This window comes from Streptomyces sp. NPDC015661, assembly GCF_043077765.1.
GTDB lineage: Bacteria > Actinomycetota > Actinomycetes > Streptomycetales > Streptomycetaceae > Streptomyces.
Map to the genome: position 1 here is coordinate 24,745 of NZ_JBIBST010000023.1, position 20,907 is coordinate 45,651.

Annotated in this window: 19 protein-coding genes; 7 read left to right on the forward strand and 12 right to left on the reverse strand. The window is 72.6% G+C overall.

Annotation, left to right across the window (positions count from 1 at the left end; all coding sequences use genetic code 11):
• The first annotated feature begins 16 nt into the window (after positions 1–16).
• On the forward strand, positions 17–2,188 hold the full coding sequence (locus ACF07V_RS37830) for a CHAT domain-containing protein (RefSeq protein ID WP_392160574.1): 2,172 nt from the start codon (positions 17–19) through the stop codon (positions 2,186–2,188).
• 10 nt (positions 2,189–2,198) lie between these two features.
• Here ACF07V_RS37830 and ACF07V_RS37835 read toward each other — a convergent pair whose 3' ends face one another.
• The 5 genes from ACF07V_RS37835 to ACF07V_RS37855 form a co-directional block, all read right to left on the reverse strand.
• Positions 2,199–2,570: a hypothetical protein gene (locus ACF07V_RS37835; protein ID WP_392160576.1), complete on the reverse strand. Its 372-nt coding sequence runs from the start codon at positions 2,568–2,570 to the stop codon at positions 2,199–2,201.
• Positions 2,571–2,895: 325 nt separating this feature from the next.
• Positions 2,896–3,645, reverse strand: a complete 750-nt coding sequence (locus tag ACF07V_RS37840) for a type 1 glutamine amidotransferase (protein ID WP_392160578.1) — start codon at positions 3,643–3,645, stop codon at positions 2,896–2,898.
• Between the two features lie 26 nt (positions 3,646–3,671).
• The gene (locus ACF07V_RS37845) at positions 3,672–4,415 is read right to left on the reverse strand and encodes an amino acid ABC transporter ATP-binding protein (protein WP_392160580.1); all 744 of its coding nucleotides are present in this window, start codon (positions 4,413–4,415) and stop codon (positions 3,672–3,674) included.
• A gap of 5 nt (positions 4,416–4,420) precedes the next feature.
• Positions 4,421–5,530 (reverse strand): amino acid ABC transporter permease, encoded by a 1,110-nt coding sequence (locus ACF07V_RS37850; protein WP_392160582.1) that lies wholly within the window; start codon positions 5,528–5,530, stop codon positions 4,421–4,423.
• Positions 5,530–6,435 (reverse strand): ABC transporter substrate-binding protein, encoded by a 906-nt coding sequence (locus ACF07V_RS37855; RefSeq protein WP_392160584.1) that lies wholly within the window; start codon positions 6,433–6,435, stop codon positions 5,530–5,532. The genes ACF07V_RS37850 and ACF07V_RS37855 overlap by 1 nt, the downstream gene beginning before the upstream one ends.
• Positions 6,436–6,528: 93 nt before the next feature.
• Here ACF07V_RS37855 and ACF07V_RS37860 point away from each other — a divergent pair, with 93 nt between their 5' ends.
• The 5 genes from ACF07V_RS37860 (at position 6,529) to ACF07V_RS37880 (ending at position 13,000) form a co-directional block, all read left to right on the forward strand.
• Positions 6,529–7,617 (forward strand): LacI family DNA-binding transcriptional regulator, encoded by a 1,089-nt coding sequence (locus tag ACF07V_RS37860; protein WP_392160586.1) that lies wholly within the window; start codon positions 6,529–6,531, stop codon positions 7,615–7,617.
• 211 nt (positions 7,618–7,828) lie between these two features.
• Positions 7,829–10,873: an alpha/beta fold hydrolase gene (locus ACF07V_RS37865; RefSeq protein WP_392160588.1), complete on the forward strand. Its 3,045-nt coding sequence runs from the start codon at positions 7,829–7,831 to the stop codon at positions 10,871–10,873.
• Positions 10,874–10,992: 119 nt separating this feature from the next.
• Entirely contained in the window at positions 10,993–11,184 is a 192-nt protein-coding gene (locus tag ACF07V_RS37870; protein WP_392160590.1) for a hypothetical protein, read from the forward strand.
• 46 nt (positions 11,185–11,230) lie between these two features.
• On the forward strand, positions 11,231–12,061 hold the full coding sequence (locus ACF07V_RS37875) for a proline hydroxylase (protein WP_392160592.1): 831 nt from the start codon (positions 11,231–11,233) through the stop codon (positions 12,059–12,061).
• A gap of 99 nt (positions 12,062–12,160) precedes the next feature.
• Entirely contained in the window at positions 12,161–13,000 is an 840-nt protein-coding gene (locus tag ACF07V_RS37880; protein ID WP_392160594.1) for a PhzF family phenazine biosynthesis protein, read from the forward strand.
• A 39-nt stretch (positions 13,001–13,039) separates the two neighbouring features.
• Here ACF07V_RS37880 and ACF07V_RS37885 read toward each other — a convergent pair whose 3' ends face one another.
• Positions 13,040–13,516 carry a RidA family protein gene (locus ACF07V_RS37885; RefSeq protein WP_392160596.1) on the reverse strand — a complete coding sequence of 159 codons (477 nt, stop codon included), beginning with the start codon at positions 13,514–13,516 and terminating at the stop codon, positions 13,040–13,042.
• A gap of 239 nt (positions 13,517–13,755) precedes the next feature.
• On the reverse strand, positions 13,756–14,484 hold the full coding sequence (locus tag ACF07V_RS37890) for a DUF1775 domain-containing protein (protein ID WP_392160598.1): 729 nt from the start codon (positions 14,482–14,484) through the stop codon (positions 13,756–13,758).
• Positions 14,485–15,130: 646 nt separating this feature from the next.
• Here ACF07V_RS37890 and ACF07V_RS37895 point away from each other — a divergent pair.
• Entirely contained in the window at positions 15,131–15,910 is a 780-nt protein-coding gene (locus tag ACF07V_RS37895) for a methyltransferase domain-containing protein (RefSeq protein WP_392160600.1), read from the forward strand.
• A 50-nt stretch (positions 15,911–15,960) separates the two neighbouring features.
• On the opposite strand, the gene ACF07V_RS37900 is transcribed toward ACF07V_RS37895, so the two are convergent.
• From ACF07V_RS37900 to ACF07V_RS37920, 5 genes are all read right to left on the reverse strand, one after another.
• Positions 15,961–17,313 carry an MFS transporter gene (locus ACF07V_RS37900; RefSeq protein ID WP_392160602.1) on the reverse strand — a complete coding sequence of 451 codons (1,353 nt, stop codon included), beginning with the start codon at positions 17,311–17,313 and terminating at the stop codon, positions 15,961–15,963.
• A 101-nt stretch (positions 17,314–17,414) separates the two neighbouring features.
• The gene (locus ACF07V_RS37905; protein WP_392160604.1) at positions 17,415–17,759 is read right to left on the reverse strand and encodes an ArsR/SmtB family transcription factor; all 345 of its coding nucleotides are present in this window, start codon (positions 17,757–17,759) and stop codon (positions 17,415–17,417) included.
• Positions 17,760–17,918: 159 nt separating this feature from the next.
• On the reverse strand, positions 17,919–18,503 hold the full coding sequence (locus ACF07V_RS37910; RefSeq protein ID WP_392160606.1) for a DUF4436 family protein: 585 nt from the start codon (positions 18,501–18,503) through the stop codon (positions 17,919–17,921).
• 21 nt (positions 18,504–18,524) lie between these two features.
• Positions 18,525–19,697, reverse strand: a complete 1,173-nt coding sequence (locus ACF07V_RS37915; RefSeq protein ID WP_392160608.1) for an agmatine/peptidylarginine deiminase — start codon at positions 19,695–19,697, stop codon at positions 18,525–18,527.
• A gap of 370 nt (positions 19,698–20,067) precedes the next feature.
• The gene (locus ACF07V_RS37920; RefSeq protein ID WP_392160609.1) at positions 20,068–20,898 is read right to left on the reverse strand and encodes a DUF5995 family protein; all 831 of its coding nucleotides are present in this window, start codon (positions 20,896–20,898) and stop codon (positions 20,068–20,070) included.
• Positions 20,899–20,907: the final 9 nt, after the last annotated feature.

The window sequence follows — 20,907 nt, forward strand, 5'->3', positions numbered from 1 at the left end:
GATGGAGGCGACCCCTGTGCCGCACGACGAGGCGTACGCGCGGCCCCCGCGCTGGGAGCTGGAGGAGGAACTGCGCGCTCTGCGGGCCTCCGACCTGTGGCACCGGCCGGAACTGTCCGACGACGCACGGGAGCGCTGGGAGGCACTGCTCGCCGAGCAGGACATCGACCGGGGCACCTTCAGGCTCAGGCACCAGGAGATCCTGATCGAGTGCCGCGGCGCGAACGACACATGGGCCCGCTTCCAGTTCCGGCTCAGGTTCCTGGACGGGCGGCGCGGCCGGCCCGGCACGGCCCCGCAGCCAGGGGACGCGAGGGGAGTCGTCCACGGGAACGCCGTCGACCTGACGGACGTCCACCGCACGGGCATCCGTGACACGGGCATCCGTAAGCCGAAGCCCGAGACGCGCCGGGTGGAACGGTTCCTCAACCTGGCCGTCGTGTGGCCGCTCTCCCGGGAGACCGTCCCCGCCGACCGCGCCCTCGCCTCCGGAGGACGGTACGAACTCCGGGTGGACATCGGCGAGCTGTCCTCGCAGAGCCTCCTCGCCGGGCAGGCCCCGCCCTTCCCCGAGGAGCCGCTCCCCCACACGGACGACGCGGGCCGCGGCGACTGGCTGGAGGTGACCGTCATCAGCGAGGACCTCTCCTTCCCGACGGGCGCCGTGTACCCGCTCTTCCTGCCGCGGACGGGCCGGAGCTGGGTCTGCCCCTGCGCACCCGGCTTACCGCACGTGTGCGCGCCCGGGCACCGGGGACGGCACCTGCACATCGCGTTCCTCGCGCCGGAGGAGCCGGGCCCGGCGCGGATGCGGGTGTACGTCTCGTACCGCGGCAACCAGCTCCAGTCGGCGTCCCTGACGGCCGTGGTCGCCGCCGGGGAGGGCGCGGGCGGCGCGACGACGGCGGTCGTCGACCACACCCTCACGCCCGGGTTCACGGACCTCGCCGAACTGCCCGTGCGGACCGCGGGCGTACGGGTGGGCCGCGCCGCCGACGGCACGATGACGGTCGACGTCACCTCGCAGCACGGTCCCGTGGCCACCTTCTGGCTCGGCGACCACCAGGTGCGTGACGTCCTGGAGAAGGCGCGCGCGGCCCTCCTCGACTGTCACGCCGTACGGACGGGGGAGGGGGAGAACCGCCGGCTGGAGAACGCGCTCGACCCCGACAACGGCAAATCGCCCGAGGCCCTGCTCCACGACATGACGAAGCTGGCGCGCCTCGGCTGGTCCTTCTTCCAGATGATCGCGCGGGGCCGCAGGGAGCGGGCGGCGCTGATGCGCGTCCTGCGGGAACCCGCCCAGATCCAGATCTGCCGCGAGGAACACCAGTACCTCGTCTTCCCCTGGGGCCTCCTGTACGACATCCCCGTCGAGAGCGGGACGCCGCTGACGCCCTGCGGCCCCGGCTGGAGACAGGTGCAGCGCGACGCCACGGCCCGCTCCTGCCCGGCCGAAGGACGGCACGGCCTGAACACGCTCTGCCCGTACGGCTTCTGGGGCTACCGCCACTACATCGAGCATCCGCCGTCCGTCCCGCGCGGACACCGCCTGCGGCTCACCGCGGGCCGCACGGGCACCGCCCCCGTCCTCACCGTGGCCCGCGGCAACCGCCTCGACGAACGACTGGCGGACCGTCATCTCACCGTGCTGCGCGCCGGGTTCCGGCAGGTGGACGTGTACGACCGCCGCGACGCGCTGCGCGACGCGCTCGTCGGCGACCCCGGCGACTGCGTGTACTTCTACGGGCACGGACGCAGGCCACGCGCCGCCGACAACGAGTTCTCCAGCGCCACGGTCCTGGAGATCGGCCACACGGACCGGATCCTCCCGCAGGACCTCAAGGCCTGGGCGGTGGACGAGGGCTGGGACCGCTGGGACGAACTCGCGCCCCTGGTCTTCCTCAACGGCTGTCACACCGCCGACCGCGACCCCGCCTCCTGGCTCGGCTTCGTCGACGCGTTCACCGAACTCCACGCCTCCGGAGTCATCGGCACCGAGATCACCGTGGACCAGGCGCTCGCCGGCGAGTTCGCCGAACTCTTCTGGGAGGCGCTGCTCGCCGGGCAGGAGGTCGGCCCCGCGCTGCACGGCGTACGGATGCGGCTGCTGCGCAAGGGCAACGTCCTGGGCCTCGCCTACACGGCGTACTGCTCCGCCGCACTCCGCCTGCGCGCCACCGCCTGAGCGGCGCCGGTCACTCCTCGCCCATCCACGTGGACGTCGGGGTGGACGCGGACGAGCCGGCACCGGCTTCGGGGGACTCCGCCTGCGCGGGCACCTCGGCCCGGGGCCGCGCCTTCGCCCTGGCCTCGGAACGGTCGACGAGGAGACCGGCCACGAAGTAGCCGAAGAACCCGGCGAACAGGCCGAGGCCGTAGGCGGCGAAGAGATCCGGCTCCGCGAACTGGTTGTTGACGACCGCGCCGCCGCCCAACGCCGCGATGACGGTGACGAGATCGGCGATCCGCGACCCGCCGGCGGCGCGCCGCAGCGTCCGGTAGGCGATCCACCCGATGACCGCGCCGAAGGCCCCGGCTCCCCAGAGGCTGAGCGCCGAAATCTGCATGTGTGACTCCTCGATTCGCCGGTACGTGCGCGGATCAAGCTACCGGCGCGCCGCCCACCACAGCGGCCCCGCCCGAGATCCGGGCCGACCCGAAAGGGGCAGGCCGCCCCGAACCGGCCATGCGCTCCGGTCCGAGGCCGGCGGTGGGCCGATCACCGCCGAGCCCTCGGGGGCCATCGTGTGGAAGTACCCAGCTGCTCGCCCTGGCGGGACCCGCCGGACGAGCTCGGCCCCCGGCCTACCGGCCCCCGGACGAGCTCGGCCCCGGCCTGTCACCAGGATGGGCGCCCGAAGCCTTTCGAGGAGACAGGCCCCGGGCGCACTCTCAGTGGCGCGCGCCCGGCGCGGGCGCCGGGACGCGGGCGCCGGCCGACTCCGCCGCCTCCTGTACGACGGCGCCCCACGCCCCGGCCATCGCGCCCCAGACCGCGCGCAGCCCGGGTTCCGCCTCCCGTACGGAGGTGACGGCGCCGTCCGGGTCGCCGCCGGCCGCCCGTACGGCCGGCCCGTCCGAAGCCGCCCAGTCGGCGATCGCGTCCGCGAGGACCTCCGGGTGGAACTGCACGCCCCACGCCCGGGGCCCGACCCGGAAGGCCTGGTAGGGGCAGTCGTCCCCGGTCAGCAGCGGCACCGCGCCGGCGGGCAGCGTCTCGGCCTCGTCCCAGTGCCACTGGGCCGCGAGCGCCCCCTCGGGCACCGCGCCCAGCACCGGATCGGCGTCGGCGGCGGGCAGCCGGCGCAGCGGTACGGCCCCGACCTCGGGGCCCTGCGGGCGCCGGACGACCCGGCCGCCGAGGGCATGCGCCAGGATCTGGCCGCCGAGGCAGATGCCCAGGACCGGGAGGCGGGCGTCGACGGCCTCCCGTATCAGCTCCCTGACGCGCGGCAGCCAGGGCGCGGCCGTGTCGTCCTCGCAGTTGGGCGCGCCGCCGAGGACGAGCAGGCCCGCCCAGCCGGACAGGTCGGCGGGCAACTCCTCGCCTCGCCACGGGTGGTGGACCCGCAGATCCAGCCCCGCCTCGCGGAGCCGCTCGCCGACCAGGCCGGGGCCGGTGTCGGCCTCGTGCTGGACCACCAGAACAGGGTGTGCGGACAGGTGCGTCACAGTCGTCCCGCCTCCACGATGCGTCGCAGGAACGCCTTGGTGCGTTCCTCCCGAGGGTCGCCGAAAATCTGTTCCGGTGGGCCCTGTTCGAGCACGGTGCCCTGGTGGAGGAAGCACACCCGGTGGGCCACCTCCTTCGCGAAGCCCATCTCGTGGGTGGCGAGGAGCATCGTCATGCCGTCCTCGGCGAGGTCGCGCACGATGTTCAGGACCTCGGCGACCAGCTCGGGGTCGAGCGCCGAGGTGATCTCGTCCAGGAGCAGCAGCCGCGGCCGCATCGCGAGCGCCCGGACGATCGCGACGCGCTGCTGCTGTCCGCCCGACAGACGGTCGGGCAGCGCCTTCGCCTTGTCGGCGAGGCCGATCCGGCGCAGCAGCTCCATCGCCCGCTCCTCGGCCTCCTCCTCGCCCAGGACGCCGAGGACGGTGGGCGCGAGGGTGATGTTGTGGAGGACGTCCATGTGCGGGAAGAGGTTGTAGTGCTGGAAGACGATGCCGACGTCCCGGCGCAGCCGGTCCACGTCGACGCCGCGCCCGGAGACCGGGTCCCCGTCGAGGACGATCCGCCCGGCGTCGATGGTCTCCAGGGCGTTGACGCAGCGCAGCAGCGTGGACTTGCCGCAGCCGGAGGCCCCGATGAGGGTGACCACCTGGTGCTGGTCGACCGTCAGATCCAGGCCCCGCAGGACCTCGTGGGCGCCGTAGGACTTCCGTATGCCGTCGATCTCGAGGAATGCCATGGTTCTCAGTCGCCCTTCGAAGCCGTGCCGGACCGGGCGAGCAGCCGGTCGGCGAGCCGGGTCTGCGGGATCGTGATCACGACGAAGAGCGCGGCCACGACGGTCACGGAGGAGAGGTTGAAGTCGTTGGAGGCGTAGATCCGCGCCTGGTTGAAGGCGTCGATGGTGCCGATGACGGTGACGAGGGCGGTGTCCTTCTGCAGCCCGATGAAGTCGTTGAGCAGCGGTGGCACCACCCGGCGCACCGCCTGCGGGACGACGACGTGCCGCAGCGTGCGGGAGTGGGACAGGCCGAGCGAGCGGGCGGCCGCGGTCTGGCTCCAGTGGATGGAGTCGATGCCGGACCGGTACACCTCGGCGACGTACGCGCCGTAGGTGAGCGTGAGCGCGAGGATCGCCGCCCAGGTGGGGGTGAGCGCGCTCAGCCCGGGGATCTCGGCGAGCGGCAGGCCGAAGCCGATGAGATAGATGACGACGATGCTCGGCACGGCGCGGAAGACGTCGATGTACGCGGTGGCAAGGAGCCGCAGCGGGCGCCCGGCACGGCCGGGGGCCAGCTTGGCGACGGCGAGCAGCAGACCCCAGACGAGGACCAGGACCTCGGCGGCCACGGCGATGAACACGTTGGTGCCGAAGGCGCGGGCGACGTCGGCGGCGCTCGACGCGATCGCGTCGGGGCTGAAGAACGTGGCCTGGACGGCGTGGTCGTTGGCGAGGAGGAAGAGCGTGAGCGAGGTCAGCAGGAGCACCGCTGCCGACGCCCCCACCGTGACCCAGGCCGACTCGCGGGCGTCGGCCGCCTCCGCGCGTGCCTCGGCGAGCCGCGCGCGGTCGGCGGCCGCCTTGCGGGCCCGTCCGGCGGCCCGTACCGCCTGGCCGGCCGGCTTCAGCACCGCCAGCGCGCCGAGCCCGCCGGCGACGGCCACGGCGCGCAGGGTCCAGGACCAGGCGCCGTCGGGGGGTGCGGCCTGCCACAGGACCGCGGCGGTCCAGGCCGCGCCCAGGCACACGAGCACGGCGACGGCGAGCGCGGCCGGCGGCAGGGCGCGGGGGAGCCGGACGGAGGGCGGGGGAGCGGTGACGGAGGGCTTGGCGGTGGTGGTGGCGGCGCTCATCACAGGCTCCAGACGGGGATGGTGGCCGGGTCGCCGCCGAACGCCTTCGCGAGGTGCTCGCGGGAGAGGCGGTCGAGCGTGCCGTCACGCTTCAGGGTGGCGAGGAGGCCGTCGAGGGCGGCGGTGTCGGGGCCGTTCTTGGGCAGGATCGCGCCGTACGACTCGCCGGTCGCGTACTGGCCGACGACGGAGAACGCGCCCTTCGACTTCGCCGCCTGCCCGAGCAGGATCGCGGTGTCGGTCAGGGCGGCGTCGATGCGACCGGACTGGAGCGCGGCGAGCATCTCGGGGTCGCCGGGGAACACGGACACCGGCTTCTCGGGCTTGAGTTCGTCCTTGACGAAGGCCGCGCCGGAGGTGGCCTGCTTGACGCCGAGGCGCAGCCCGCGGATGTTCGCGGAGGTGACGGAGCCCGGCTTGGCGAGGACGCCGATGTCGGAGTCGAAGTACGGGGTGGAGAAGTCGACCACCTTGCGCCGTGCGTCGGTGATGGACACCTCGGCGAGCGCGAGGTCGTAGCCCTGCGCCTTGCCGGCGACCATCGCGTCGAAGGAGACGTTGCGGATGGTGAGGGTGTCGAGACCGGCGCGGTGGGCGATCTCGGCGGCGAGGCAGTACTCGAAGCCGCTCTTGATGTCGGCGACGGTGTTGCCGTTCCACCACCCGGCGGAGGGCAGGTCGCCGGCGACGGTGAGGGCGCCGGGGGTGACGGTCTTCAGCTTCAGCTCGCCGCGCTTGCCGCTGACCGTGCAGTCGCCGTAGCGGTTGCCCTGCGCCTTGGTGTCGGCGCTGGTGGCGTCACCGCCGGGGCCGGAGGAACAGGCGGTGAGGGTGAGGGCGGCGGCAGCGAGCAGGGCGGCGGCGCGGGCGGGGGACCGGAGAAGGGCGGGAAGGGGACGGCGCACGGGGGCTCCCGGGGTCGGAGAAGGGAGGAAGAACAGGGGGGGAGGGGGAGGAGATGAGATTCCCAAAACCTTTTGGGTGGCGGAATGCCGAGTATGCTGACCCAAAAGGTTTTGGGAGTCAAGGGTGAGGAGGACCCGGCGATGGGCGGGCGCAAGGACACCGGCCGGGCGGCCGGAGCGGGGCGCGGTGCCGAAGGCGGGCGCACCGTCGGCATCAAGGACGTGGCCCGGGCGGCCGGCCTTTCCATCACCACGGTCTCGCACGCCCTCAACGGCAAGGGCCAGGTCAGCACCCGTACCCGTGAGCGGGTCCGGCAGGTCGCCGAGGAGCTCGGCTACCGCCCCAACCCCGCCGCCCAGGTCCTGCTCTCCGGCCGTACGGGAGTGATCGGCCTCGCGGCCGGACACCAGAGCTCCGAGCCCTGGGAGCGCACCTACCGGCCCTACTACGCGGCCTTCACCGCCGGTGCCATGGTCGAGGCCGTCGACCGCGACTACGCCCTGGTCGTCGTGCCCGTCGGCCCGGGTACGGACCTGTGGACCCGCATCCCGATGGACGGCCTGATCGTCGTCGACCCCATCGCCGACGACCCCGTCATCGACGAGGCGCTGCGCCGTGGCCTCGCCGTCGTCACGGACGGCCGCCCGATCGACCCGGCGCACGCCGAACTCCCGTACGTCCAGAGCGACATCGTCACCGGCATCGGACTGGTGATGGACCATCTGCACGACGCGGGCGCCCGGCGGATCGGGCTGCTCAGCGGATCCGAGCTCGACTCGTTCACCCTCGACAGCGAGCAGACCTACGCGGAGTGGTGCACCGCCCGGCACCTCCCGGCCGCCGTCGAGCGCACCGCCCCCGGCGAGCCCGCCCGCGACGCCGCGCGCCGCCTCCTCGCGACCCGCCCCGACGCCGTCCACGCCCTCAACCGCACCTACGGCGAAGCGGTGTTGGCCGCGGCCCAGGAGCTGGGCCTCTCGATCCCCGGGGACCTCATGGTCACCGTCATGGACGACGCCGAACCGGGCACCCGGCCGGCCCTCACCACCCTCAGTCTCGACCCCCGGCGGGTGGGCGCGGTCTGTGCGGCGGCCCTCATCGACCGCCTGACGGGCGCCGAACCCGAACCGGTCACGGTGCCGTCCCGGCTCGTCCCGGGGGAGTCGACGCAGCGGGGCTGAGCGGCACGTGTGCCGTGTGCCGTCCGAGGGAGGGCGGCCCGTGCCCGTGCGCCCGCTCCGGACGGAGAAGCTCCCCCGGTCCGCCGAACAGGTGAGGCTGTCTCGTTATGGCCCTTCCAGTCGCCTCTCGTGCATCATTGACACGACAACTGATTCGTCTGCGATCGAACTGACTCTCTTTCAGCATCCTTTCTGATTGCGGAGGTTCGCGATGGCGTCCACGCGCGTCCACCTCGTGCTGGTCCACGGGCTGTTCTCCTCCGCGAAGGTCTGGCAGGCCTTCGAGACGCTCCTCGCGGACGACCCGGAACTCGCCGGCTGGGTGAGCGTCCACCCCTTCCAGTACGACTCCCCGTTCGTCCGGCTGCGGCCCGACCGCAGGGTCGCCGAGACCGACGACGTGGCCGACCAGCTGGGCACGTTCCTGGAGACCGAGCTGGCCGACGCCGAACGGATCGTGCTGGTCACCCACAGCCAGGGCGGGCTGGTCGTGCAGCGGTTCCTGGCACGGAAGCTGTGGAACGGGGAGGGCCGCGAGCTCGCGCGGATCAAGCACTTCACCATGTTCGCCTGCCCCAACACCGGGTCCGGGTTCTTCCTCACCGTCCGCAAGGCCCTCCCGCTGTGGCGCAATCCGCAGGAGCGGCAGCTGCGGCCGTTCGACCGGGCGGTGACCGAGGCCCAGCGGACCGTGCTCAGTTCGGTGGTGCACGCCCGCGAGTACTCCGATCAGGAGTGCCCCATCCCGGTGCTGGCCTACGGGGGGACCGCCGACGACGTCGTGCCGCCGATCGTGGCCCGGGGCGTCTTTCCCAGGGGCGGGGTGGTCACCGCCGACCACTTCAGCATCGTCCAGCCCGCGGACCGCAAGGCCTCCGCGTACCAGGCCGTCCAGCGCGCCCTCCTCAAGGTGGCCCAGGAGGCGCGGGAGGAACGGGCGCGGGAAGCGCGGGCCGCCCAGCAGCGTCCCCGTGACCCGGGCGCCGCTGCGCGGGACCTCCCCGGCTCCGGCATCGATTCCGGCACCGGGACCGGGCCCCTCCCGGTCGACGGAACCGTTGCGGAGCCCGGGACGCAGGGCGCCCAGCACCCCCTGCCCGCCCTCGCGATCCCCCCGACACCGCCGTCCCCGGACCTCGCCGGCTTTCCACCGCCGCCGTTCGGGCAGCTCGCGGACGGGCAGCTGAAGGGCAAGGACCGGCTGGGCCTGGTCGCCCAGCTGCTCTCCGAGGAGGCGCGTCGGCATGTGCACGTGGTGGCCGGGCTCGGCGGTTCCGGGAAGAGCCGGATCGCCCTGGAGGCCGCCGACCGGGCCCGGCGGGCCGGATACCGGGTCTGGTGGGTGTCGACGCCCGAGCTCAGCCTGCGGATGCGGATGATCGCCCGCGATCTGGGCGCCCCGTCGATCACCGTCGAGCGGGCCTGGCTCGTCGGCACGGCCATGGACCTGGTCTGGACCCTCCTCGACGCATGCCCCGACCCGTGGCTGCTGATCTTCGACAACGCCGACGACCCGGAACGGCTCGGCCCGCCCGACGGACCGGTCTCCCGGGGTACCGGCTGGCTGCGCACGCCGAAGAACGCCAAGGGGACCGTGCTCGTCACCAGCCGGGTGCGCAGCCGCAACGCCTGGGGCGACGCGAGCCGCATCCATCAGGTCCTGCCGCTGGACGAGAACGACGGCGCCTCCATGCTGCTCGAACGGACCGGCGGCCTCGGCGGCACCAACGAGGACGCGCGCCGGCTGTCGCGGCAACTGGGCGGGCTGCCACTGGCCCTCCGCCAGGCCGCTGACGTGATCAAGGCCGTCCACGAGAGCCGGATCCGCCTGGACAGCGACATCAGGGACTTCGAGACCTTCCGCCGCGTGGTCGAGCCGGGAGACGACACCGCCACGGGCCAGGACGGGCCCCAGCTCGGCGAACTCCTGGGCAGGGAGATCGTGGAGAAGGTCTGCGGCATCGGCATGGACCTGCTCACGCAGCACGGACTTCCCCAGGCCCCGACCCTGCTCAAGGTGTTCGCGTGCCTGAGCGTCGCCCCCATCCCGTACCGCCTCCTGCTCGCCGGCCCCGCGTTCGCCGAATCCCCGCTCTTCCCCGGCACCGCCGGCTCGCTGAGCCAGGCGCTGAAGGGCCTCGAAGAACTCGGCCTGGTGGACGCCTACGAGCGCGAGGACGTCGCCGACCACGACCTGGCGGGTCTGCTCACCCTGCACCCCGTCGTCCACGGCGTCCTGCGCGAGGACGAGGAGGTCCGGAAGCGGCCCGCCGACCACTACGGCCTGGCCCTGCGCGTGCTGCTGGCGGCCACGCGTCTGAGGAACCCCGACCACCCCGCCAACTGGCCCCTGTGGGCCGCGCTCTCCCCGCACGCCCTGGAGGTCTCGCGCACCTGCCTGCTCGGCGACCTCAAACTGAACGACCGCACCGTACGCACCGAGGCGCTCGAACTCGCCCGGCTGACCGCCCGCTACCTCATCGCCGCCGGACTGCTCAGTCCGGCGTACGCCCTGGTGCTTCCGCTGATCGAGCGATGCTCCTCGTACGGGTTCCACCACGACGACCGCGAGATCCTGGGCCTGCGCCACGAACAGGGCCGCATCCACCTCGACCGGGAGCAGCTCGGCCGGGCCGAGGAGGTGCTCACCCTGGTCGTGGACGCGCGGACCGCGATCCTGGGCGAGAACGACGCCGACACCCTCGCCAGCCGGCACAAACTGGCCCGCGCGATCAACGAGCAGGCGGGACGCGAGGGCGAGGCCGAGGTCCTGCTGCGCTCCATCGTCGAGGCGGAGAACCAGGTCCGCGGGCCCGAGCACTACGACACCCTCGTGGTCCGCCACACCCTGGCCCGCACGATGCTGGCCCTCGGCACGCACAGGGAGGCCGAGGCGGAGGCGCGGCAGATCCTCGCCATCAGCCGCCGCAACCACTGGCCGCCCGCCACTCCCGAAACCCTCCGGGTCCGCGAGACGTTGACACACGCGCTGCTCGCCCAGGATCGCGCGGCGGAGGCCGAGGAGGTCATCGAGGGGGCCTTGGGAGACGCCTCCCAGTCCCCGGACTCCAACCTCGTGATGCGGCTGCGCTACACGCACGTCCTGGTGCTCCTGGGGATGCGCGGGCGTACCCCCGAAGCGGTGAACACGCTGCGCGCGCTGGTGCACGACCTCGGCCGCGTGGTGACTTCGGATCACCCCTTGTCGCTGCAGGCCAGGGCGCTGCTCGACCGGCTGCGGGAGATGCCGACCTGAAACCTCCGGGCTCCGGCGAACGTCGGGAATCCCCATCGGGCCCGGCGGGCTTGCGCGTAGCCTGACGGTGCCTCACCCTGTGTGACGCGTCCCTTGCCGAAACGTTCGGAGGTCCGCCGATGACTTCTCGCCCCGCCGACTCCTACGACGACCAGGCCCTGACGTGGGGTGCACCGGGGAGCGAGCTGGAGGAGATGCAGGCCGAGTTCGGCCGGCAGGTCGCGATGGAAGCCCTGGAAACCGGACGTCAGGCACTCGAACTCGACGCGAAGACCGCGTTCCGCACCACCGACGGAGCGCATCCCGGATAGGCGCCGTCGTTTTCCGTTGTCTTTCAGAATGTCGGGGGGCCGACGAATGACCACAGGGAACTTCACGCAGGACCTGCCGTACACCGCGTCGCACGATCCGTTCTTCCGTGCCGCCACCGCGCCCGCCTTCACCCGCGAGCTGCTCACCGGCCTCGCCGCCGGCCGGTACGCGGCCGTCCGGGTGCCCGGCTTCCTGTCCGCCGAGCGGTGCGCGGAGGTGCTCGCGGCCCTGGAGGAACGGGCCTTCGACTCGTACGGCAGCGCCCGCGTCCAGCCGCGCGTGATGCGGTTCGGGGTCGGCATCAGCGACCACATGGCCGACGGCGGCGTCGCCGACAGCTACTGGCAGGCGCTGGCGCGCCATCACGAGGCATGGCAGGGCCTCGGCCTCTCCTTCGACCCCTTCGCCCTCTGCCGCGAGCGGCTCGGCACCCACTGGCCGGGCGGTGTGGCGGTCGGCCGGAGAGGCGGACGGGAGCTCGGTGCCGGGGTGGCCAGGGAGCCGAACCAGGGTTTCCGGGTGCACTTCGACGACTCGCTGCGCGAGTACGAGCACGATCTGCTCGACGTGCCCCTGATCGGCCAGTTCGCGTTCAACCTCTATCTCAGCGTGCCCCCTTCGGGCGGCGAGACGGTCCTGTGGCGGCACCGCTGGCAGCCCGAGGACGAGGCGTACCGGCTGCCCGCCTCGTACGGGTACGACGAAGCGGTGGTGCGGGACGCCGAGTCGCTGGCCATCACCCCGACGGTCGGCGAGGCACTGCTCATCGACCCCCGCTACTTCCACGCGGTGCGCCCGAGCCGGGGAGCCCGCAGAATCGCACTGGGATTCGCGGTGGGCGTCGCGGCCTCAGGACAACTGCTCACCTGGGCCTGAACACCCCCGGGCGACCGCCTGTTTCTCCATGACGGTCGTCACATCCCGTCGGCTGCAAGAGTTTTGACGGTTCCATGATCGGGCGGATACGTTCGGGCGATGGACATCCTGCGTTACGTGGCCTTCAGCACCGACCCGCTCGGCGGGAACCCGGCGGGTGTGGTGCTGGACGCCGCGGGCATCGACGAGGCGACGATGGCCGCCACCGCGGCGGAGGTCGGCTACTCGGAGACGGCGTTCGCCGTCCCGCGCGCCGACGGGGCGCTCGACATCCGCTACTTCAGCCCGCAGACCGAGGTCCCGTTCTGCGGCCACGCGACCATCGCCACCGCCGTCGCCCACGCGCACCGGCACGGCGTCGGCGAGCTGCTGCTGCACACCAAGGCCGGGCCGGTCCCGGTGACCACCTCGACCCGCCCGGACGGCTCCGTCGCGGCCACGCTCGTCAGCGTCGCACCGCGCAACGAGGAGATCGACGACGCGGACATGGCCGAGCTCCTGGCCGCCCTCGGCTGGTCCGCGTCCGACCTCGACCCGGCGCTCCCGCCCCGGGCCGCCTATGCCGGCGCCTGGCATCCCGTGATCGCCGCCGCCAGCCGCGACCGTCTCGGTGACCTCGACTACGACATGGCGGCGCTGGGGGCCCTCATGGCCCGCCGCGACTGGGTCACCATCGCCCTCGTCCACCGTGAGTCGGACACCGTCTTCCATGCCCGCAACCCCTTCCCGCCCGGCGGAGTCGTCGAGGATCCCGCGACCGGCGCGGCCGCCGCGGCGCTCGGCGGCTATCTGCGCGCCCTCGGCCTCGTCGACCCGCCTGCTGTCCTGACCGTCCACCAGGGCGTGGACATGGGGCGTCCGAGCCACCTCACGGTGGGCGTCCCCGCGGATCCGTCGAGCGGCATCGAGGTGACGGGCGCCGCGGTGCCCATCGGCTGAGCCGGCTGCGGGAGCCGGAGCGAGGGCGTCCGCCCAGGATCAGGGGGCGGCGTCCTCGGCGACCTCCAGCACGATCTCGATCTCCACGGGTGCGTCCAGCGGCAGCACGGCCATGCCGACCACACTGCGCGCGTGTTGCCCGGCGTCGCCGAACACGTCGAGGAGCAGTTCGCTCGCCCCGTCGACCACCGTCGGCTGCCCCAGGAAACCGGGGGCGGAGGACACGTATCCGACCACCTTCACCACACCCGCCACCGCCTCCAGCGGCGTCACCGTGTCGGCGGCCGCCAGCGCGGCCAGCGCGCACTGCCGGCTCAACTCCCTCGCCAGCTCCGGCGACACCTCCGCGCCGACGCGTCCGGTCGCCGTCAACTCCCCGCCGGTCAGCGGGATCTGACCCGCCACGAAGACCAGAGCGCCGCTGCGCACGGCGGGCACGTAGGCCCCCTTGGGGGCGCTCGCCTCCGGCAGCTTCAGACCGAGCTCGGCGAGCCGCCCGCGGATGTCCTTGCCCATGGCCCCTCCTGGTGGGTGGTGACGACCCATCGTCCCACCGGGCCTCTCCCGGGGGAGCACCTCGCCGGTTGTGACGACGGGAGGGGCACGGTTCTGCTAGAGCGGAGTGGTCTGTGAGATCGCGCTGATGCGGGACATGCTGAAGCAGCGGGGCGCCGCGCCACTGGCTTCGGGGAGCGCGGGGCGGGACCCGTCCGGTCCGCCGGCGGGGCCGGTGGACCGGACGGGCGGGGTGTCGGTCAGGAGGACGCGTCGCCCTTGCGGCGGTTCCACCACCAGGCGCCGGCCGCCGCCGCGACGAGGACCGCGAGGCCGCCGAGCATCAGGCCCAGGTTCGGGGACGAGTCCTCCTTCTCGGCGGCCTTGTCATCCGTCGTGGTGCCGGCGGCGCTCGTGGTCGGCGCCGCCGTGGTCGGGGCGGCGGTCGTCGGGTCCGGGGTCGCGGGAGGCGTGGTCGTGGCCGGGACGGCGGTCGCCCCGGGGGCGGCGGGCGCGAGTTCCAGGACCGGTGCGGAGTTGCCGTGGCCGGCGCCGTGGGACTGCTCCAGCTCGATCCAGCGGTCGATGCGGCCGTCGCTGTACGACTGGAGGGTCTTGAAGGCCAGGGACCCGGCCTTCGGGAGCCGGCGGACGACGACCGCGTACGCGGCGTCCTCGCCGGCCTTCACGGCGGGCCCGGCCACCACGTAGCCGCGGTCGGTCGTGGTGAACTTCCAGCCCTTCGGGCCCTCCTTGAAGGTGATGTCCGCCGGCGCGACGCCCGCGGGGAGGATCACCTCCAGCTTGGTGATCCCGGCCGAGGGCGACTCGGACTCGGCGGTGAAGGAGAGTTGGACGTTCTGGGCCAGGGCACGGGCGCCCTCGGCCTCCACCTCGACGTGGGCCGAGGCGGGAGTCGCGAGCGCGACCGACGCGGTGAGCGCGGCTGCGGCGACGAGGGTGGGACGGCCCCTGCGGATGCGGGACATGAGTGGCTCCTGGGTGTGCGCGGGATGCGGGCAGAAGGAACAGCAGCCCTGCCCCCGCCGACGCGGTCGGCCACGTGGCGGGGTGACCGGACGCGAGGTGGTGGCCGATGACCGCCGGCCCCGTTCCGATCGCGCTGAACAGCCCGGCGCGGAGGGTACGGTGCCGGGCGCCGCCCACCGGTCCGCGACCGGGACGGCGCGGGGCCTCGGTACCGGCGCTCCACGACATGGCCGCCCCATGATGAGGCACGCGAGGCGACGGGGACAAAGGGCCCCGGCATCGGGCGGTGAAGGCCACCCCACACGCCAACGGGCATGCCATCGACATCAATCCGGTCCGGAAACCGTGGAAGGATCTGCGCTGCACCCCTCGTCTCCGTAGGCAGGTCCCGGAGTGAAGGACGCTTACGCCTTTCCCACGCCGTCGGCGGCCACGATGCGCTGAGCGGCTCGACCCGTCGGGGCAGGGAGGGGAACAGATGTCGGACAGTTAGGCACCAGCACATCGTGGACACGGTGTGTGTGAACCGGCGGCCCGCGTGGTGGGTGACCGATCTCTTCCCACGCCGCGGGTCTGCACCACCGATCGCACGACCGGAGCGAGCTCACGACCGGAGCGAGCTCACGACCAGAGGGGGAACAACCGATGAGCACAGCGGAGCGCGGAATGTCGGCGGTGAAGGCGGGGGTCAAGCGGCTCCTGGCACGCACCGGATTCGACATCGTGCGGAGCACCAACAACCGGGGCGGGGTGGACGACTTCATCCCCTTCGAGGCGACGATGCGGGCCGCCCGCGCGGCCGGCATGTCGGTCGGTGACTACATCGACGACGTCATGAACGGCACGCCCGGCGCCACCCGGTCCACCATCGACCGACTGCGCGAGCTGAAGGTCTTCGCGGCCGACCCGAAGACGGTGCTGGAGATCGGCCCCGGGTCCGGACGGTACCTGGAGAAGACGCTGCAGGAGTGCTCGCCCGGCCGCTACGAGATCTACGAGACCGCGAAGCCCTGGGCCGACCACCTCGTGGACACCTTCGGAGTGGTCGCCCTGCCGACCGCGGGATCCAGTCTCGGCCCGACCCCCGACGGCAGCGTCGACCTCGTGCAGGCGCACAAGGTCTTCAACACCGTGACCTTCCTCGGTGCCGCCCGCTACTTCTTCGAGATGGCACGGGTGACGCGACCCGGCGGCCGGATCGTCTTCGACGTCATGACCGAGACCTGCCTGGACCCGGCCGCGATGCGCGTCTGGGCGACCCAGGGCGGCCCCGGCCACGACTCCTACCCGGCCGCCATGCCCCGCCGGACCTGCGTGGACCTCTTCGGGACCCTCGGCTGCGACCTGGAGGCGGGTTTCGTGGCCCCCATGGGTGTCGCCTCCACCGAGGTGCTCGTCTTCAGGAAGAGGGACGGAGCGGTGTAGGGAGCGGATGTGACGTGTCCGGCCCGGCCCGGGCCGGACGCGCCGCGTCCTCAGGCGGCCCGCCGCGCGCCCGCGTCCGCCGTCTCGGGCCACCGCCGGTGGAGTGCGTCGATGTGGAAGTCGTGACTGTGGCTGTGTCCCGCGACGCCCGCGAGGTGCGGGTGCCCGGTCTCCAGCTCGGGGTGGACGTGCTCCAGTTCGGCGGGGTCCCGGCGCGGCCAGAGCCGTACGGCCGTCATGGCGGCGGCCAGGGCGAGCGCGGTGAGGACGGCGGCCGCGACGGCGAGCCCTGCCCGTGCGGCGAGCCAGCCCGCCAGCGGGTAGGTCACCAGCCAGCAGGCGTGGGTGAGGGAGAACTGCGCGGCGAAGGCCGCGGGGAGGTCCGGCGCCGCCGCCGAGCGGCGCAGCAGCCGTCCGCCCGGGGTGAGGATCGCCGAGGTCGCGGCCCCGATCACCAGCCACGCGACCAGCAGCGCCGGCCAGGACAGCGTGCCCGTGCCGAGCCCGGTGGCGAAGAGCCCGAGGGCGGCGGTCACGACGAAGGCGGCGGGCAGCATCAGCGTCCGGTCGCCCAGGCGTCCCACCACGCGGGGCAGCAGCAGCGCGACGACCATGGACCCGGCCCCGTACGCGCCGAGGGCGAGGGACACGTCGCCCGCCGAGCGGCCGAGGGTGTCGCGTACGAGGACGACCGTGTTGACGAGGACCATCGCGCCGACGGCGGAGACCACGAAGTCGAGGGCGAGCAGCGCCCTCAGGCGCGGGGTCGCGAGGAAGAGCTTCGTGCCGAAGGCCGCCTTCGCGTACACCCCGCCGGTGCGCTCGACCGGCCGCGGCTTCGGCAGCAGGACCGAGACCACCAGGGCGCCCGAGGCGGCGAAGCCGACGGCGGTGCCGGTGAAGAGCCAGTTGTACGAGATCACCGACAGCAGGGCCGCGGCCAGTACGGGGCTGAACAGGCTCTCCAGGTCGTAGGCGAGCCGGGAGAGCGACAGTGCGTGGGTGTAGTCGTCCTCGTCGGGCAGGACCTCGGGAACGGTCGCCTGGAAGGTCGGCGTGAAGACGGCGGACGCGGCCTGGAGCAGGAAGATCAGGACGTAGACCTGCCACACCTGGGTGACGAAGGGAAGTGCGAGCGCGACGCCCGCCCGGGTCAGGTCCATCGTGACCAGCAGTGCCCGCCGGGGTATCCGGTCGGCGAACGCGCTGATCAGCGGTGCGATCCCCACGTACGCGACCATCTTGATGGCCAGCGCCGTGCCGAGCACCGCCGAGGCGTTCCCGCCGGCGATGTCGTACGCGAGCAGGCTCAGGGCCACGGTCGCGAGGCCCGTGCCGACGAGGGCGACGGCCTGTGCGGTGAAGAGGTGTCGGTAGGGGCGGTTGCGCAGCACGGACAGCATGAGGCACGCCCTCGGTCGGCGACGGGAAGGATTCCACCGTAACCGACGTGTGCATGATTGCGCACCTATTGATTTATGGGGAGGGCTGGGGCGGTCGGCTCTCAGTCATGCCACGGCTCGCCGCTCACCTGGTGGTCGGCATGACTGATCGCCTCCACGACCAGGCGTTTCAGATGCCCGTCCGGCAGTGAGTAGACCACCCGCCGCCCCTCCTTGCGGGACTCGACGAGCCCCCCGAGGCGGAGCTTGGCCAGATGCTGACTGACGGCCGGCCGGGCCGCGCCCACGGCATCGGCGAGGGCGCTCACGTCCGACTCCTCGCGCGCGAGGAGCCACACCAGGTGCAGCCGCGTGGCGTCGGCGAGCAGCGCGAAGACGCCCGCCGCCGCTACCAGCTCGCGAGGGCCCGGGGTGCGCTCGTGCGCAGGGATTGCAGCTGAGGGCATGTCGCGTGAAGGCATGAACAGATCGTAGGCGCACTCCTCGCGAATGACGCCCCTGGCGGTCGACGGGGACCCGGGCGGGTGGGGGGCTCACCGTGCGTGGCGTGCTGCCGCTCCGGAGCGGCAGCACGCCCCTGAGGGGATGAGCCGCCGGTTCGGCATCTACAGCGGGGCGGCGGATGTCGGGTGGCGCTCCGTTTTGAAGCCCGAGACGACCACCGTGAGGAGACAGCAGGCGATGACGGCCTCGGCCCAGAGGAAGGCGAGGCAGTCGAGGAGGCAGCCGATGGGCGGTGTTCCGGGGGCGGCGTTGCGGAAGGCCGCCAGGGCGAAGAGCGTGGCCGCCATCCAGCCGGGGGCCGGCCAGGTGAGCCCCTTGCGGCGTGTCACCAGGTACCACGCTCCGATGACGACCGAGACGGCGAGCGCCCACGTCGCGGCCATCATGAAGACCGCGAAGACGAGCACGCTCGAGGAGCGCGCAAGGCCGACGTCGAAGACGGCAGCCCCGTTGATCCCCGAGGCGTCCACCGTGGCCGAGTAGAGGGCGTCGACGGGCTGGACGGAGGCCTCGATGTCCACCCGGTCGGGATCCGAACCGCCCGCGCTGTCCACCCTGTCCAGGGCCTGGCGTTCGCCGAACTGGAGCCATGTGCCGAGGGTGATGGCGGCCACGACCAGGCAGCAGGCGAGCACGGCCGGAAGGACCCGCCCCCGGCCCGGCTTCTGGCGTCGGAGGGAAGACATGGAGGCTCCTGCGAATCGTGGTTACTCGACCGGCTTGCCGGGCTGGTCGTGGGTGGCGCAGTGGATGCCGCCGCCTCCGGTGGCGATGGTGTCGATGTTCAGCTGCACGATCTCCCGCTTGGGAAAGTGCTCCTGCAGGATGCCGCGCGCCCGGTCATCGGCCTTCCGGTCGCCGAACTTCGGCATGTAGAGCGCGTCGTTGCCGATGTAGAAGTTGGCGTAGGTCGACAGGAAGTCGTCGGTGTAGCCGGTGATCAGGTCGGGGTCGGGCTGCGGGAGGTCGACGATCTCGAACGGGCGGCCCCGGGCGTCGGTCGCCTCGCTCAGTACGGACTCGGCCTGGTCCGAAGAGCGCGACCAGGAGTCGGCGGGCATCCCCGGGAAGGCCCGGTCCAGGAGGATCACGCCGGGGGCCGTGAACCGTACGAGACTGTCGACGTGGGCGTCGGTGATGTCCTCGCCGCGTACGCCCTTCAGCCAGATCACCTTCTCCATGCCCAGGAGCTCCTTGAGCTCCGCCTCGATCTGGGCGCGGGACGTGCCCGGGTTCCGGTTGTCGTTGACGATCGAGCTCTCGGTGATCAGGAGAGTCCCCTCGCCGTCCGTCTCGAAGGAGCCGCCCTCGGCGACGAGCGGTGCCTGGACGCGCGGGATCCCGTACTTCCGCAGCAGGCGCCGGCCGACCTGGGAGTCGTTGTTGTGCGTCTGCTTGTTGCCCCAGCCGTTGAAGTTGAAGTCGACTCCGGTGACCTTGCCGTCCTCCTCGACGAACACCGGGACGATGTCGCGGGCCCACAGGTCGTCGACGGGGAGGTCGATGACCTCGACCCCGGAGCCACAGGCCTTCTGTGCGGCGCCCCGCTGGTCCGGCCGGGCCATCATGACGACGTACTCGTACTCCGAGATGGCCCGTGCGACCCGTGCGATGTCCTGCCGTACATAGGGGAGGTCGTCCCCCCAGACGGACTCCAGCGCGGGCCACGACATGAAGGTGCGGGCGTGGCTCTCCCACTCGGCGGGCATCCGCAACTCCTTGCCCGGCTCCGCCGCCCGGCCGGTGGCGGCGGGACCGGTGGTGGCGGGTCCGGCCTGGTCGGGGTTGTTGGGGCCGCATGCCGAGGCGCCGAGGGCGAGCGCGCCGAATCCGGCGAGAACACGCAGAGCCGAACGGCGGGAAGGGGGGACGTCGGACATGGGGGTCTCCGATCGTGAGGGGACGGGATCAGGGATCCGGCGGTGGGGGAGCGCGGAAGGCGAGGAGCGTGGATCACGTGGCCCGTGCGCCTGAACAGGGTGCACGGGCCGCCCTGCGAATCACCTGCACCGCAGAGGTGGGCACCGCCTTCGTGTCGCCACTCTGGCATTGACTGAAGATTCAGTCAATTTACCGCTCGGTCCGGCGGCGCGCGGCTCGCTCGGCCGCGCCGGACGGTCCGGGAGGAGGGCCCGCGGTCTGAGGCGACCCCGGCGGCCTGTCGCCGCCGTGGCGGCAGCCGCCGGGAGGCCCCACGACCGGGCTGCGAATGCCGAGCCCTGAACCGTGCTCGGGTACAGCCTTCGGCTTCTACACGAGGGGTGTACCCGGTGCGGGCCAGTGGCGGCGGTCGGGAATCAGCCTGCGCAGGATCCACAAGCCGGCGCGCAGCTTCCGGTCGCCGGGGGAGCGGATCTCGGAGATGAGCGCGGCGGTGCTCCTGCCGATCGACCGCGACGCTTCCTCGGCCGCGTCCGGGTCCAGGAGTCTGTCGCAGTTGAACCAGGCCAAGCCCCGTGCGACCCGGATCCCGTAATTGGTCAACAGTTCGTCGCTCCGGGTGAACAGCCTGTCCAAAGAGCTGATCCCGCGGATGTACCGGGACGCGAGATCGTCCTGGACCCTGTCGATGCAGGACGCCAGCACGTCGTTCATGCGGTGGAAGTCCGCGATGTGGCTGCGGTCGTCCGTGGACGTCGCCATGCGCCGCAACGCCTCCGGCAGGTCGTACGACATGTGCGCCATCATGGAGAAGAGCACGTCTTCCAGCAGGTAGGAGCGCCGGACGCTCGACGCGGCGAAGACATCTCGCCATGGTGGAGGGATGGAGTCCGGCAGGTCACGGGGCTGAACCTCGTCCGTCGAGCCATCGGGTCGTCCTGCCAGCCATGCGTCGATGCTGTCCATCGCGCTGAAGTAGGCCGATGCGAGCGTCTCGCACAGTTCGGCGACCCACGGCGGGTCGTCGAAGACGGGGCTGCCGGTGTCCAGGCCGGTGGCGAGCGTCGTCGTGAGGCGGTGGTAGGTGTAGGCGAACGCCGCCCGGCGGTCGTGTGCGGCGTCGTACTGCCTGACCCGGTCGGCGAGCAGTTCGGCGACCCGGGTGACCCTTTCCGCGGGGAGCGTGTACTCGGTGGTCATCGGGAGTGT

Coding starts and splice junctions, on each gene's coding strand:
- ACF07V_RS37835 (WP_392160576.1), bottom strand. CDS start 2,570: ATGCAGATTTCGGCGCTCAGCCTCTGGGGAGCCGGGGCCTTCGGCGCG.
- ACF07V_RS37845 (WP_392160580.1), bottom strand. CDS start 4,415: ATGGCATTCCTCGAGATCGACGGCATACGGAAGTCCTACGGCGCCCAC.
- ACF07V_RS37850 (WP_392160582.1), bottom strand. CDS start 5,530: ATGAGCGCCGCCACCACCACCGCCAAGCCCTCCGTCACCGCTCCCCCG.
- ACF07V_RS37860 (WP_392160586.1), top strand. CDS start 6,529: ATGCTGACCCAAAAGGTTTTGGGAGTCAAGGGTGAGGAGGACCCGGCG.
- ACF07V_RS37865 (WP_392160588.1), top strand. CDS start 7,829: ATGGCGTCCACGCGCGTCCACCTCGTGCTGGTCCACGGGCTGTTCTCC.
- ACF07V_RS37870 (WP_392160590.1), top strand. CDS start 10,993: ATGACTTCTCGCCCCGCCGACTCCTACGACGACCAGGCCCTGACGTGG.
- ACF07V_RS37875 (WP_392160592.1), top strand. CDS start 11,231: ATGACCACAGGGAACTTCACGCAGGACCTGCCGTACACCGCGTCGCAC.
- ACF07V_RS37880 (WP_392160594.1), top strand. CDS start 12,161: ATGGACATCCTGCGTTACGTGGCCTTCAGCACCGACCCGCTCGGCGGG.
- ACF07V_RS37885 (WP_392160596.1), bottom strand. CDS start 13,516: ATGGGCAAGGACATCCGCGGGCGGCTCGCCGAGCTCGGTCTGAAGCTG.
- ACF07V_RS37890 (WP_392160598.1), bottom strand. CDS start 14,484: ATGTCCCGCATCCGCAGGGGCCGTCCCACCCTCGTCGCCGCAGCCGCG.
- ACF07V_RS37895 (WP_392160600.1), top strand. CDS start 15,131: ATGAGCACAGCGGAGCGCGGAATGTCGGCGGTGAAGGCGGGGGTCAAG.
- ACF07V_RS37900 (WP_392160602.1), bottom strand. CDS start 17,313: ATGCTGTCCGTGCTGCGCAACCGCCCCTACCGACACCTCTTCACCGCA.
- ACF07V_RS37905 (WP_392160604.1), bottom strand. CDS start 17,759: ATGCCCTCAGCTGCAATCCCTGCGCACGAGCGCACCCCGGGCCCTCGC.
- ACF07V_RS37910 (WP_392160606.1), bottom strand. CDS start 18,503: ATGTCTTCCCTCCGACGCCAGAAGCCGGGCCGGGGGCGGGTCCTTCCG.
- ACF07V_RS37915 (WP_392160608.1), bottom strand. CDS start 19,697: ATGTCCGACGTCCCCCCTTCCCGCCGTTCGGCTCTGCGTGTTCTCGCC.
- ACF07V_RS37920 (WP_392160609.1), bottom strand. CDS start 20,898: ATGACCACCGAGTACACGCTCCCCGCGGAAAGGGTCACCCGGGTCGCC.